At 63.0% G+C, this 13,522-nt stretch carries 13 protein-coding genes; 9 read left to right on the top strand and 4 right to left on the bottom strand.

What is annotated here, in order from left to right:
* Positions 1–140: 140 nt before the first annotated feature.
* The 4 genes from GE027_RS07605 to GE027_RS07590 all read left to right on the top strand — a co-directional run bounded on the left by GE027_RS07605 (position 141) and on the right by GE027_RS07590 (position 3,941).
* Positions 141–1,358 (top strand): glycosyltransferase family 4 protein, encoded by a 1,218-nt coding sequence (locus GE027_RS07605; RefSeq protein WP_153556592.1) that lies wholly within the window; start codon positions 141–143, stop codon positions 1,356–1,358.
* Positions 1,359–1,436: 78 nt separating this feature from the next.
* On the top strand, positions 1,437–2,348 hold the full coding sequence (locus GE027_RS07600) for a serine/threonine protein kinase (protein WP_153556591.1): 912 nt from the start codon (positions 1,437–1,439) through the stop codon (positions 2,346–2,348).
* A 56-nt stretch (positions 2,349–2,404) separates the two neighbouring features.
* The gene (locus tag GE027_RS07595) at positions 2,405–3,391 is read left to right on the top strand and encodes an acetyl-CoA carboxylase carboxyltransferase subunit alpha (protein ID WP_153556590.1); all 987 of its coding nucleotides are present in this window, start codon (positions 2,405–2,407) and stop codon (positions 3,389–3,391) included.
* Positions 3,392–3,569: 178 nt separating this feature from the next.
* Positions 3,570–3,941, top strand: a complete 372-nt coding sequence (locus tag GE027_RS07590) for a DUF3127 domain-containing protein (protein ID WP_153556589.1) — start codon at positions 3,570–3,572, stop codon at positions 3,939–3,941.
* A 3-nt stretch (positions 3,942–3,944) separates the two neighbouring features.
* Here GE027_RS07590 and dgt read toward each other — a convergent pair whose 3' ends face one another.
* Together dgt and GE027_RS07580 are read right to left on the bottom strand one after the other, a co-directional pair.
* Complete coding sequence (gene dgt, locus GE027_RS07585) at positions 3,945–5,264, bottom strand: dGTP triphosphohydrolase (protein WP_153556588.1); 1,320 nt, start codon at positions 5,262–5,264, stop codon at positions 3,945–3,947.
* Positions 5,265–5,690: 426 nt separating this feature from the next.
* Positions 5,691–6,257, bottom strand: a complete 567-nt coding sequence (locus GE027_RS07580; RefSeq protein WP_153556587.1) for a CvpA family protein — start codon at positions 6,255–6,257, stop codon at positions 5,691–5,693.
* Between the two features lie 229 nt (positions 6,258–6,486).
* On the opposite strand from GE027_RS07580, the gene GE027_RS07575 reads away from it, so the two are divergent.
* Positions 6,487–7,236, top strand: coding sequence for a metal-dependent hydrolase (locus tag GE027_RS07575; RefSeq protein ID WP_153556586.1), 750 nt, complete (start codon positions 6,487–6,489; stop codon positions 7,234–7,236).
* Between the two features lie 335 nt (positions 7,237–7,571).
* Here GE027_RS07575 and dtd read toward each other — a convergent pair whose 3' ends face one another.
* On the bottom strand, positions 7,572–8,024 hold the full coding sequence (dtd, locus tag GE027_RS07570; protein WP_153556585.1) for a D-aminoacyl-tRNA deacylase: 453 nt from the start codon (positions 8,022–8,024) through the stop codon (positions 7,572–7,574).
* 183 nt (positions 8,025–8,207) lie between these two features.
* Between dtd and GE027_RS07565 the strand changes: the two genes are divergently transcribed.
* A complete protein-coding gene (locus GE027_RS07565; protein WP_162006616.1) occupies positions 8,208–9,116 on the top strand; it encodes a DUF1559 family PulG-like putative transporter in 909 nt (302 codons plus the stop codon).
* Here the strand turns inward: GE027_RS07565 and GE027_RS07560 are convergent.
* On the bottom strand, positions 9,113–10,330 hold the full coding sequence (locus tag GE027_RS07560; protein ID WP_153556583.1) for an argininosuccinate synthase: 1,218 nt from the start codon (positions 10,328–10,330) through the stop codon (positions 9,113–9,115). The genes GE027_RS07565 and GE027_RS07560 overlap by 4 nt on opposite strands.
* A gap of 156 nt (positions 10,331–10,486) precedes the next feature.
* On the opposite strand from GE027_RS07560, the gene larB reads away from it, so the two are divergent.
* The 3 genes from larB to GE027_RS07545 all read left to right on the top strand — a co-directional run bounded on the left by larB (position 10,487) and on the right by GE027_RS07545 (position 13,479).
* A complete protein-coding gene (gene larB / locus GE027_RS07555) occupies positions 10,487–11,422 on the top strand; it encodes a nickel pincer cofactor biosynthesis protein LarB (protein WP_202617351.1) in 936 nt (311 codons plus the stop codon).
* A 100-nt stretch (positions 11,423–11,522) separates the two neighbouring features.
* The gene (locus tag GE027_RS07550; RefSeq protein WP_153556582.1) at positions 11,523–12,461 is read left to right on the top strand and encodes a bifunctional riboflavin kinase/FAD synthetase; all 939 of its coding nucleotides are present in this window, start codon (positions 11,523–11,525) and stop codon (positions 12,459–12,461) included.
* Between the two features lie 25 nt (positions 12,462–12,486).
* Positions 12,487–13,479: a DHH family phosphoesterase gene (locus GE027_RS07545; RefSeq protein WP_153556581.1), complete on the top strand. Its 993-nt coding sequence runs from the start codon at positions 12,487–12,489 to the stop codon at positions 13,477–13,479.
* Positions 13,480–13,522: the final 43 nt, after the last annotated feature.

Below are 13,522 nucleotides of genomic sequence, written 5' to 3'. Positions count from 1 at the left end.
GTGGGCCCGCGGTGCACGGCTCGGGGCGATCGTGCTAATTTCACAGGCTGGAAGCCTATGCCACGCTTTCACAGGCTGGAAGCCTATGCCACGCTTTCACAGGCTGGAAGCCTATGCCACAAAACGAACGCCGCCTCTGTATGCGCATTGCACACGTTATCACACGAATGATTGTCGGCGGCGCGCAGGAGAACACGCTGCTGTCCTGCCACGGCCTGATGCGGGACTATGGCGACGAGGTCTTGCTGGTCACCGGACCGTCGCTGGGGCCCGAAGGCGGGCTGCTGGAGCAGGGCAGGGCAGGGGAGTTGCCGGTTACGGAACTGGCCAGTCTGCGGCGGGCCATCCATCCGGGTCGAGACGCGGCCGCGCTGCGAGCGATCCGCCGCACGCTGCGGCAGTTCCGGCCCGATGTGGTTCACACCCACAGCGCCAAAGGCGGCATTCTGGGCCGGCAGGCCGCCTGGTCGCTGGGCGTGCCGGCGATCGTTCACACCGTTCACGGGGCACCGTTTCACGCTTACCAGCATCCGGCGGTGCGCTGGTTCTACCGGCACTGCGAGCGCCGCGCGGCCGCTCAGTGCCACCGCCTGGTTTCGGTCGCCGATGCGATGACCGACCTGATGGTCCAAGGCGGCGTTGCCCCGCGTGACAAGTTTACGACCGTCTACAGTGGTATGGACGTCGAACCGTTTCTCGCCGCCGACCACCACCGCGTGGCGATGCGGCAACAACTGGGCTTCGCTCCCGGCGACGTGGTCATCGGCAAGATCGCCAGGCTGTACCACCTGAAAGGACACGCCGACTTGATCGCGGCCGCGAGCGAAGTGGTCGCGGCGGTGCCCGGGGCCCGCTTTCTGTTGGTCGGCGATGGCATCCTCCGCGAATCGCTCGAGCGACAGATCGCCCGGGCGGGACTGAGCGATCGCTTTGTGTTTACCGGGCTGGTCGATCCGGAGCGGATCCCGGAGCTGCTCGGCGCGATGGATGTCCTGGTCCACGCTTCGTTTCGCGAAGGTTTGGCTCGGGCCCTGCCTCAGGGTCTGATCGCCGGCAAGCCGGTCGTCAGCTACGACATCGACGGAGCCCGCGAGGTGGTCATCGACGACGAGAGCGGGTTTTTGGTGCCGCCGGGGGACCGCGAGGGCTTGGCCCGAAGGCTTACTCAGTTGGCTGCCGACCAACCGCTCAGGCGGCGGCTGGGCCAGCAGGGCCGGGAGCGGTTCACCGATCGCTTTCGGCATCAGACGATGACTCGCCGGCTGCGGGAACTCTACACACAACTGCTCAACGAGCCTCTCGCGGGCGGGCCGCTGGCGGGCGGGGCGCGTTTGGGCGAAGCAGGGCAGGGCGGCTGAACTGCCGCCGCTTTTCGCCCGTCCCAGCGGTGCTAAGATGGGGACTGCCGATTATGCCGCTCAACCCAGTGACGACTGATGACGAAAATTCGCGATTTTTTGGGACCTTACCGCCTGACCCGGTTGATCCGGGCCGGTCGCTCCTGTGAGGTCTGGGAGGCGATCGAAGCCGAAACCGACGAGCATTACGCCCTCAAGATCCTGCGGCCCAAGAATCGGCACGACAAAGGCGAGCTGGCCTCGCTGAAACACGAATACGCCGTGGCCTCCACCCTGGCGACCAGCAACCGGGTCATCAAGATCTACGATTTTCGGATCGAAAACGACACGCCGCTGTTGGTCATGGAACTGTTCAGCGAATTGAACATGAAGCAGGCTCTGCGGAGGGGGCCCGAATCGCTGGCCTTCATGCTCGATAAAATCGTCGAACAGGCGGCCGAAGGCCTGTACTTCACGCACACCAAGGGCTGGATCCATCGCGATATCAAGCCCGATAACTTTTTGGTCAGCCGCGAAGGCGAAACCAAACTGATCGACTTTCAGATCGCCGAAAAGAAACGCACCGGACTGAGCAAATTCTTTGGCAAATCCGCGATCGAAGGCACCCGCAGCTACATGTCGCCCGAACAGATCCGCGGCAAAAACGTCGACGAGCGTTCGGACATCTACAGTTTCGGCTGCGTGCTGTTCGAACTGGTCACGGCCAAGCCGCCCTATACCGGCAGCACCCCCAACGAGCTGCTGAACAAGCATCTCAAGGCCAACATCCCCACGCCCATCGTGCACAACGACAACGTCAGCGCCGATTTTGCCAACCTGATTCGCAAGATGATGGCCAAGTCCCCGGAGAACCGGCCCGATTCGATGTGGGAATTCCTGAAAGAGGTCCGGGCGATGAACATCTTCAAACGCACGCCTCGCGCGCCGGAGATCAGCGTCTTCGACGATCTACCCAGCTTCAAGAATCCCGACGATCTGTTCCGCAGCTAATCCTTTCGTTTCAAAATTTTTGTTTTTGTTTTTGTATCTGTATTGAGAGCACCACCATGGATGCAGGTCCCGGGTTGGAATTCGAACGCGAGATCGTCCAGCTGGAAAACCAGTTGGCCGAACGGGAACGCCTGGCCGATCGCACGGCCGAACAGGAAGCCGAAATCCGCACGCTGCGGCAACAGCTGAACGAAACCCTGCGCGAGGTGTACGCCAATTTGACGCCTTGGCAAACGGTCCAAGTCGCTCGCCATCAAAGCCGGCCCTACACTCGCGACTACCTGAAACTGGCCTTCGATGATTTCGTCGAACTGCACGGCGACCGCCACTTCGGCGACGACCGCGCCATGCTGACCGGGTTCGCCAAACTGGATCGCTTTAAGGTGATGGTGATCGGCCACCAGAAGGGCCGGACCTATAAAGAGCGGGCCGCGTGTCACTTTGGCTGCGCCCATCCCGAGGGCTATCGCAAAGCGATGCGGAAGATGAGCCTGGCGGAAAAGTACCACCTGCCGCTGGTCTGCTTTATCGATACGCCGGGCGCCTATCCGGGCGTCGGGGCCGAAGAACGTGGCCAGGCTCAGGTCATCGCCGAAAGCATGTTCAAGATGAGCCGCTTGAGGGTGCCGGTGATCTGTGTGGTGATCGGCGAAGGCGGGTCCGGCGGAGCCCTGGGGATCGGCGTCGGCGACCGCGTGGCCGTACTGAAAAATGCCTACTACTCGGTGATCAGCCCCGAAGGCTGCGCCGGCATTCTGTGGAAGAGCCACCAGTACGCGCCCAACGCCGCGGAGTCCCTGCGGTTTACCTCCAAGGACCTGCAAGGACTGGGGGTCGTCGACGACGTGATCGAAGAACCGCTGGGCGGCGCCCACCGCGACCATCATCAAATGGCCAGCCGTTTAAAGACGTATTTGTCTCGTACCCTCGGTGAGCTCGAAGCGACGCCGATCGACGAACTGCTGGAAAATCGTTATGACAAGTTCCGCCGCATGGGTGTGTTTTTAGAACAGGCCGTAGCCGAGCAGGGCAGTGAGGTATGACGCATGTGGCATAGGCTTCCAGCCTGTGAAATGTGGCATAGGCTTCCAGCCTGTGAAATGTGGCATAGGCTTCCAGCCTGTAAGATGTGGCATAGGCTTCCAGCCTGTGAAATGTGGCATAGGCTTCCAGCCGCAACCACCTGATAAGATTAAATAAATTGTTTTGAAGGATAGTAAAATGAGTAATGATGCCAAAGTCACCGGCGTGGTCCATTTGATCGAAGAAACCAAGACCTATGGTCAAAAAGGTTTCCGCAAACGCTTGGTCGTGCTGGAACAGGAGTTGGGTAGTTTCACGAATTATGTTCCCGTGGAATTTATTCGTGACAGCTGCGATATGGTCGACGATCTAAGTGTTGGTGATCAGGTCGAAGTGACGTATCGTTTGAGCGGCCGGAAATGGCAGCGGGATGCCAACAGCGAAGTACGCTACTTTGTCAATGTGGAAGGAATGTCCTTTCAGAAACTTGACGGCGGCAGCGGAGCAGGGCAGGGCGTAAACGATAGCCTTTCCGAAGCGGCCTTCGATGAGGACGACGTGCCGTTTTAAGGATTAGGTTCCGGCGATCTGCTGGGATAATTGCATGGCATGGTTGTCGGTTAAGCCAGCAAAATAATCCATCACCTGGTGCAACCACCAGGCATAAGGGCGGTGCTGGTGCTGGCGAACATAGCGTTCCCCCCAGGCCAGCATCATGCAGCGTTTGGCCAGGAAATCGGTATGGTCGTAACCGCCCCGCTCGCTTAATTGCCGCGTCGCTCCGCTGAGCGTTCCGACGATCCGGCCGAGCGCCTGGTAGGCGCCGATCTCGGTCGAGACTTTCAGGCGGTGGGCAAAAATCGTCGTGTAGTGAACGGCCACCTGTTCCAGGGCGTCGGCCAGCGAGTCGGCGAGGCTGGTCTTCAGGTCGTCGGTCCGCTGGCCGTGCATGATCGCTTCGTACTGGTCTTCGAAAATCTCCCAGGTCGCGTTGACCAGCGTCTGGATCGCCTGCCCACGCAGTACCGACAGCGGCAGGTGCGACGCGTCGCTGCCCAGGATCTGCAGCAGAACCGGGCGGACCTGGGTTTCGTCCAGGACGTTCATATCGACGGCGTCCTCCAGGTCCAGGATGCGGTAACAGATGTCGTCGGCGGCTTCGGAAAGAAAGGACAGCGGGTGCCGGCACGCGCGCGCTCCGGTACCCAGGTCCATGTGCGACCAGGTCTGCTCAAATAGTTTGCGTTCGCTGGAAAAGACGTTGAACTTTTGTTGTTTCAGCGCGCGCGTATCGCAGGAATCCCAGGGGTATTTGACCATCGCGCCCAGCGTCGCATAGGTCAGCCGCATGTAGCCGGCTTGCGGGTTGTCGGCACGGGCGGCTAGGCGGAATCCCTGGGCGTTGCCTTCGAAGATCAACCAGTCGCGTCGCAACCCGTCCTCGAACGTCTCGCCGTGGGTGCCGAAGACCTGTTCGGCATGGTCGCGGACCCACTGGCGGATCGCGTACTCGCCGCCGTGGCCGAAGGGCGGATTGCCGATGTCGTGGGCCAAGCAGGCGGCCTGCAGGATCTGGCACACATCTTCGGGCGTGCGGTTCTCGGGCAATTCACCGCGGCGGCACAGCAGGTCGGCCATCCGTTTGCCGAACGACCGGCCCACGCTGGCCACTTCGATCGAATGCGTCAGGCGGTTGTGAATGTGTTCGTGCGAAGCCGTGGGATAGACCTGGGTCTTGCGGGCCAGGCGGCGGAAGGCGGCCGAGTACACGATCCGGTCGTAGTCGGCTTCGAAGGCCGAGCGGAAGGGATCGTCGCGCGAAGGACGCGGCTCGTTGCCCGGGCGAGGGCAACGGTAATCGGACAGCAAGCGAGGCCACTGCAATCGTGTCATGAAGAAGTCGCCGGCGAGGTGCAGGGAGCGAAGCGGTTCGGATCGGCCACCGCCTATGATGCCCGAATCGGCCAGCTTTAGAACCCGGTGCCGGGCCGGTTTCCCGGGGATTTGCCTCCGTTTTGCCCCAGGAGCAACGTCCGATAATGCCTCTTATGTTGTACTGGAGGTCGATTTTTCCTAGGAAAACCGGCCGCTGGGCGGGGCCGGGGCATGCATCAGCCGCAACGCGCTAGCGTACGGTTCCTTGCTCGGGCGATTCACCGCGTCGCGCCCCTGGCGGAACCGTGGGCTAGCGCCCGGCGGCTGATGGTGCGTCCGTTGGTGGCGGTCCTGCGGAGCGGCGCAAGCCGCCCGGTGTGTGAAGGTTCGCACCGCAAAACCGGACGGCTCGCGCCGTTCCGCTACAAAGGAAGTGGCATTGCACTAGCGCCCGGCGGCGGATGGTGCGTCCGTCGGTGGCGGTCCTGGCGCTTCGCCGGCGACCGGCGGCGGACCCAGTTGATCGATGTACGGCTGCAACGCCTGCTGGACTTCGCCCGGCATCACGCCCCGGCTGTGAGCGAGCAGTTTCGAGATGTAGAAACCGCTGCGCGAGCGAGCGATGACGTCGCGTTTCTCGGGCCCCAGCATCGTCGCTGCGGCCAGCGTGATCAGCGTGCAATACAAAATGCCTTTGCCCAGTCCGAAGACCGCTCCGATGTGCCTGTCGAACTCGCGCAGTTTCATGCGGTCGATCGTGCGGCTGAGCATCCGAAACGCCACCCAGATCAACAGTGCCGTGCCCACGTACAGGATCACCATCGCCAGGACCCGGTCCCAAGGCGGATCCGCACTGATCGACTGGCTGAACGGTTCGCGGTAGCGATAGGCCACGAAGTAGCTGGCCACGATCGATCCGATCGAGGCGACTTGCCAGGCAAAGCCCTTGATCGCGCCGAACAGCGCCGCGCCGCCCAGCACGACCAGCATCAAAATGTCGTAGGTCTCCAACAATGTGACTCCTCGAAATCTCACTCCATCCATGCGCGACCGGGGTTTTAGGGCAATCATAGAAAGTAGCAAAGCCGCCGCGGCGGCCGAAGCCCAATACGGGCCGGTATGCTGCTGGGCCGGTTCGCTGCTGGGCCGGTTCGCTCTTGGCAGCGGTGGGGAAAAACCGCTATGAGAAACCCTGAAGCATCGCATTCGTATAATTGCTAGCACAACATGAGCGTCGCCGGTGGCGGGTTTCAAAGCGCACATCACCGGTAGCACGTTGGTCGGAGTGGCCTACGGCTACTGGGGAACGGTTCACCAGGGCATGCCGATCGAAAGCGGGATGTTGGCCGCGGGCCTGTGCGCGATCAGCGGCATGCTGCCGGATCTGGACAGCGACTCGGGCGTGCCGCTGCGCGAGACCAGCAACGCCGCCTCGGCTCTGGTGCCGATGTTGATGATCGACCGTTTTCGCGCCCTGCAGATGACGGCCGAAGAGATGGCCTTGGCGGCGATGCTGATCTATTTGTTCATGCGTTTCGTGTTGGTCGGGATTTTTAAAAAGTACACCGTTCATCGCGGGATGTGGCACAGCCTTCCCGCCGCCGCCTCGGCCGGCTTGTTGGCCTACCTGGTGATTCCCTGTCCCAGCGAAGCGATCCGCGTCTACAAGAGTCTGGCGGTGGCCCTGGGGTTCATGACGCACCTGGTCATGGATGAGATCTGGTCGGTTCAGGTGCGTTTGGGGCGCACCCGGCTGAAGCGATCATTCGGCACGGCGCTGAAGTTTTCCAGCAACAACGCCTGGGCGAATCTGTCGACGTACGCCAAGTTGTTTCTGTTGGCGTATCTGGCCTGGAACGACCACGGCTTCTTGCAGAAGCACGCCCCGCACCTGCACGAGCCGCACCTGCACGAGTCGCAGGTGCCGCATCTGGCCCAGCCCGCCGAGCAGTGGCTGGACAAGCTGCGTGCCCCGCTGAGCCGCCGCTAGGCTTGGGGCAGCCCCGTAATCGCAGCGCGATGACATGTGGTAGCCCCAGGCGCGAGCCTGGGGAAACGTAAACAACACGAACGAAAGCCCTGGAAGGGCGACATGAAGGTTAGCACCGGAATTCGTGTCGTCCCTCCGGGAATGGCGCGCGGGTGTGTCGTCCCTCCGGGACTGGCACGTGGGTGTGGGGGGGGCACCCCAGGCTCGCGCCTGGGGCTACCACATGTCGCCACTCCGTGGCTGCTGCGACCGAGCTTCGCACGCCATACATAGAATCCGTTAGATTCAGTAAATCTCAAATCTCAGATCTCCCATCCAAACTCTGGCGCTTTCAGCTACTTTGCCAGCGCGTCGCTATCGAGGCAGATCGTGACCGGGCCGTCGTTTTGGAGGTGGACCTGCATGTCGGCAGCGAAGACGCCGGTTTGGACTTCGATGCCCTGTTCGCGGAGCCGCTCGCAGAATCGCTGGTACAGCTGCCGCGCGAGGTCGGGTGGCGCGGCGGCGGTGAAAGCCGGTCGTCGGCCCTTGCGGCAGTCGGCGAGCAGCGTGAACTGGCTGACCACCAAGGCCTGCCCGCCGGTGTCCAAGAGGGACAGGTTCATCTTGTCGTCTGCATCGGCAAAGATCCGCAGGCCGGCCGTCTTGTCGGCGACCGCCAGGCAGTCTTTTTCCGTATCGCCCTGCCCTACTCCGACCAACACCAACAATCCCCCGTCGATTTTTCCGACGGTCTCTCCGTCGACGTCGACATGGGCATGACGGACACGTTGAAGGACGCAGCGCATCGGTTGGTTTTCCTGGTGTGGTGGTTTGGCTCTCGGGGCCGTAAAAAGTCCGCTACAATGCGCCGGCAAGTCGGCCGGCAGACTGTTTTGGAGAAGGCCCTCCCCGGGCCTGAGAGCCCGACCCTCCCGCTGCGCGAGAGGGTATTATCATGGAGCTTCGACTTTTCCTCCAGCGGAAGCGTGATGTCATACCTATTTACCTGTCCGCATTGCAAGACACAGACGTTGTTGGGCGACGAGTACAGCGGGCTGTCGGGCGACTGTGCGATCTGTCGCGAGCCGATCGACGTGCCGGACTTTGCCGACCTCGGGCCGGTCGACGCGGAGCAGGCCTCGTCTTGGGTGCAGAACCGTTCGGTGCGTTTGGCGATCGCCGGCACGATGACCTTGGCCCTGGCCGCGTGCGTCCTGTTCGTACTGTTTCGCTTTGGCGGCACGACGCTGGCCCGCATGCAGGAGACGCGTCAAAAACAACGCGATGGTTCGAATCTGACTGCGATCGCTCAGGCCCTGAACGCCTATGCCGCCGACTACGGTTCCTATCCGCCGCCGGTGACCAATGATTCGTCGGGCCGGCCGATGCACTCGTGGCGCGTTTTGATTCTGCCCTATTTGGGATACGACGATTTATATGCCCAGTACAACATGAGCGTACCCTGGGACGAGAATATGAACACGATGTACGTCATGCCCAAGGAGTATCGCACCAGCGACTCGCAGAACCTTGGGTTCGAGACGGCTTACTTCCTGGTGACCGGTCCGGGCACGTTGTTTCCCACGGCGACCACCGCTCTGGGGCCGGAGGACATCGTCGACGACCCCACCAAGACCATTTTGGTGGTCGAGGGCAAACCACCGACGGTCAGTGGATTGAACTGGATGGAGCCGGTGGACCTGGACGTCCGCGGCATGCAGTTCGCCATCTCGGCCAACGACGGGGTGGAGATCGGCGGGCATTATGCGGGCGGGGCGATGATCGCCACGGTCGCCGAACGCACGCATTTTTTGCGCGACAGCCTCGCCCCGGGCGAGGTCCAAGCCCTGCTCAGTCCGGCCGGCGGCGAACCACTGGCCGACGATATCTTGGACTAGTACGTTCGCGGGCGGACGCTGCCCTGCACTCGCGAGGGCAGCCCCTGGATGCGAAGGAAACCTTCGGCGTCGTCCTGGTTGTAGGAACCGCCACCTTCCATCGTGGCGATCTCGGCGTCGTACAGGCTGTTCGGACTGCTGCGCCGCGAGACCATGATGTTGCCCTTGTACAGCTGCAGCGTGACTTCGCCGGTGACCGGCTGTTGGGCTTCGCGGATGAACGCCATCAAGGCATCCAGTTTGGGCGTGTACCAGAAACCGTAATACACCAGTTCGGCAACTTCCGGCGCCAGGCGATCGCGGAGGTGCAGCAGGTCGCGATCGAGCGTCAGTTGTTCGATGTACATCAGGGCGTCGTACAGGATCGTCATCCCGGGCGACTCGTACACGCCGCGGCTCTTCATGCCCACGAACCGGTTCTCGATCATGTCGATGCGGCCGACGCCGTTGCGGCCGCCGATCGTGTTCAGGCCTTCGACCATCTCCAGGGCCGAGACCGTGTTGCCGTTCAGCGAGACCGGGACGCCGGATTCGAATCCGATCGTGACTTCCTCGACCTTGTCCGGGGCTTCCTGGGGGCTGACACCCATGCCGAAGTCGACCGCCTCTACACCGTTGACGTCCAGCTCTTCCAGCCGACCGGCTTCGTAGCTGATGTGCAGGACGTTCTCGTCGCTGCTGTAGGGTTTGGCCGTCGAGGCCTTCACCGGGATGTTGCGCTCTTCGCAGTAGGCGATCAATTCGGTGCGGCCGGGGAACGCATCGCGGAAGGCTTTGATGCGCCAGGGGGCGATCATTTCCACTTTGGGATCGAGGGCTTCGGCGGCCAACTGAAAACGGCACTGGTCGTTGCCTTTGCCGGTGGCCCCGTGGGCGTAGGCGCTTGCGCCGACTTCGCGAGCGACGTCCAAGCAGACTTTGCTGATCAAAGGACGAGCGATCGAGGTGCCCAGCAGGTAGATCGATTCGTACTTGGCCTGCCAAGCCAGCACGGGGAAGGCAAAGTCGCGGCACAGTTCTTCGCGGACGTCGACGATCCGCGAGCTGACCGCGCCGCAGTCGCGGGCTTTCTGCAGCGTCGCTTCGCGGTCCTCGCAGGGCTGGCCCAGGTCCACATACACCGCGTGCACGTCATAGCCCTGGTCTTGCAACCAGCCCAGAATGACCGAGGTGTCCAATCCGCCGGAATATGCCAGGACGCAGCTTTTACTCATCGTTCTCTCAGTCTCCCAGCCGCTTGAGGGCGCGGCCTTCAGGTTGTCGTGGGGTCGGTAGGGTTGGGCCTATTGTGGTTGCCCACTGGCCAAACTGACAAGCGGACCAGAATATGAAGCGGCTGCCTCGTTCCGAACCGTCGCCCCCAGATCACCATGACCGCTCCCCAGCCTCCCGACGACAACGCCTCCGGCCCGCCACAAAACGCCCCCTCCCCTGCTCTGCTGGAGCTTTTCCAGCAGGTCGCCGCCGGCCGCTTGGACGCCGCCGCGGCAGCCGCCCGCGCAAGCGAGCAGGGGCTCGATCCGTCGGCCGTGGCATTTATCGACGGTGCGACCGTGGACCTGGGCCGCGCGGCCCGCTGCGGTTTTGGCGAAGTGATTTACGGTGAAGGCAAATCGGCCGAATTGATTATCGACATCGCGGGTCGCCTGATCGACCAACAGCGGGAAGTCTTGGTCACGCGCTGCGAGCCGGCCGTCGCCGAGCAGGTCGGCCGCCGCTTCGCCCATCACCGCTATGCCCGCAGCGCCCGAACCCTGCGGCTGAGCCGGCAACCGCTCACGCAGGCCGGCGAGCAGGCCGCGCAGCGGGCCGGGGAACGGACCGGGGAACGGGCCGGGGAACGGGCCGCTGCCAGCACCGCCGAACAGGCCGCCCGCCCCGCCCTGCCCCGGGTGGCCGTGGTGTGTGCGGGCAGCACGGACCTGCCGGTGGCCCGCGAAGCCGCCGAGACGCTGGCCTGGATGGGCGTGGCGGTGGACATCTTGGACGACATCGGCGTGGCCGGACCGCAGCGGTTGTTGGCCGTGGTCGACCGTCTGCGCCGGGCTCACGCCCTGGTCGTGGTGGCCGGCATGGAGGGGGCGCTGCCCAGCGTGGTGGCCGGTCACGTGGCCGTTCCCGTCGTGGCGGTGCCGACCAGCGTCGGCTACGGGGCGGCTCTGTCGGGGTGGACCGCCCTGCTGGGGATGTTGACCAGTTGTGCATCGAACGTGGCGGTGGTGAATATCGACGCGGGTTTCAAGGGCGGTTACGTGGCCGGGATGATCGCCCACCAGAGCCACCGAGCCGAGGGGGTGGAGGCATGACCGCCTTGTCGCTCGGCAGCAGGCGGTCATACTGGACGCAGATGAAATCGACCGCCCTGCCCTCCGCTCCGTCCCGTCCTCTGCCCTGCTCTGTCCTGACGTGATCCCCAACCTGTATCGCAGTTTTGATCAGTTGAGCGATGCGGCCCGGGGCGGCGCCGTCAGCATCGGCAACTTCGACGGCGTGCATCGCGGTCACGCCCGTTTGGTGGACCGCTTGTGCGAGGCAGCCGCTCGGCTGGGCGGTCCGGCCGTGGCGGTGACCTTCGACCCGCATCCGGCGGCGATTCTGCGACCCGAACGGCAGCCGCCGCGGTTGACGACGATCGAGCGGCGGGCGGAGTTGTTGATGCAGCTGGGGGCCACGCACGTGGTTGTCTGCCCGGTCGATCGCGACTTTTTGCAGCTGTCGGCCGAACGGTTTTTCAACCGTGTGATCGTCCAGAACCTGCGAGCCCGCGCCCTGGTCGAAGGTCCCAACTTTTTCTTTGGTCGGGAGCGCGAAGGGGATGTGACGGTGCTGGAGCAGTTCAGCCGCGAGGCGGGCATCGAGTTGACCGTGGTCGACCCCATCGCGCGTGACGAGGCGATGATCAGCAGTTCGCAGATCCGCCGCTTGTTGGCCGCCGGACAGATCGCCGAGGCCAACTCGCGACTGACCGCGGTGTATCGCCTGAGCGGTCAGGTCGGCCGTGGCGACCAACGCGGTCGTCACATCGGGTTTCCCACCGCCAACGTCCAACAACCGACTACGATGGTGCCGGGGCATGGTGTGTATGCCACCACGGTGCGGCTGGGCGACCGGGTGTATGCCGCGGCGACGCACATCGGTCCCAATCCTACCTTTGGTGGCGACACCGAGAAGATCGAAGTCCATGTGTTGGATTTCGCCGGTGACCTCTACGGCCAATGGCTGTCGGTTGACTTCCTGGCGAGGGTCCGTGACATTGCTGCCTTCGACTCGGTGCAGCAGCTTCGCGAACAACTTCGGCGCGATGTCGCACAGGTTCAAGCAATCGTAGCCGAAGTCGCTCCTTAAAACCGAAAACGAGAAAAGCAGAAGCATGAGTGTCAACTGGAAAGCGTTTGTCGACCAAATCAGTCACTACGACTCGTTCGTGCTGACCAGCCACATCCGTCCGGACTGCGATGCCCTGGGCAGCGAGTTGGCGATGGCCGAAGTGCTGCGAGCGGTCGGCAAAGAGGTGCGGATCGTCAACGCCCATCGCACCCCCCCTGCCCTGCAGTTCCTGGACCCGGCCGGCCGCATCGATGTCCTGGGCGACACGATCGAACCGGAAGAGGTGCGAGCGGATTGCTTGATGGTGCTCGACACCAGTGCCTGGCAGCAGCTGGGCGACATGGCCGATGTGGTGCGGACCACGCGAGCCGACAAGATCGTCGTCGACCATCACGTGGGTGAGGACGATCTGGGGGCGACGATGTACAAGGACTACCACGCCGAAGCCACCGGCCACCTGGTCATCCAAGCGGCCGATGCCCTGGGCGTGCCGCTGACCCGCGCGATCGCCGCTCCCGCCTTCGCCGCAATCGCGACCGATACCGGTTGGTTCCGCTTCGGCAGCGTGACCAGCGACACGTTTCGCGTGATCGCCCGTTTGATCGACGTCGGCGTCGTGCCGGCCGAGGTGTACGGCGATCTGTACGAACGCGACACCCTGGGACGGATGCGGCTGCGCGGCGTGATCCTGTCGCGCACCGAAGCCGAGCTGGACGGTAAACTGGTGCACACCTACGTGACCAATCAGGACTTCGAAAAGACGGGTGCCCTGCCCAGCGACACCGAAGACGCGATCAATCTGACTCTGGCGATCGGCGGGACCGAAGCGGCCGTGATCATGATCGAACAGAAAGGCGGCGGATTCAAACTCAGTTTCCGCAGCCGCTGTGCGATGGACTGCAACGAGATCGCCCAGCAGTTCAACGGCGGCGGTCACAAAGCCGCCGCGGGGGCCTTTTTGGAAGGCAGCCTGAAAGACGTTCAACAGCGCGTCCTGACCGTGGTCCGCGAACGGCTGCAAGCAGCCCTGGCGTAAGCGTTGAGGCTGCGGGGGCAACCATCGTACGCAGGCTGGACTC

This window comes from Roseimaritima sediminicola (genome assembly GCF_009618275.1).
In the GTDB taxonomy this organism is placed as follows: Bacteria; Planctomycetota; Planctomycetia; order Pirellulales; family Pirellulaceae; genus Roseimaritima; species Roseimaritima sediminicola.
The sequence above is the reverse complement of the archived record's forward strand: the minus strand, read 5'-3'. Positions and strand labels throughout refer to the sequence as shown.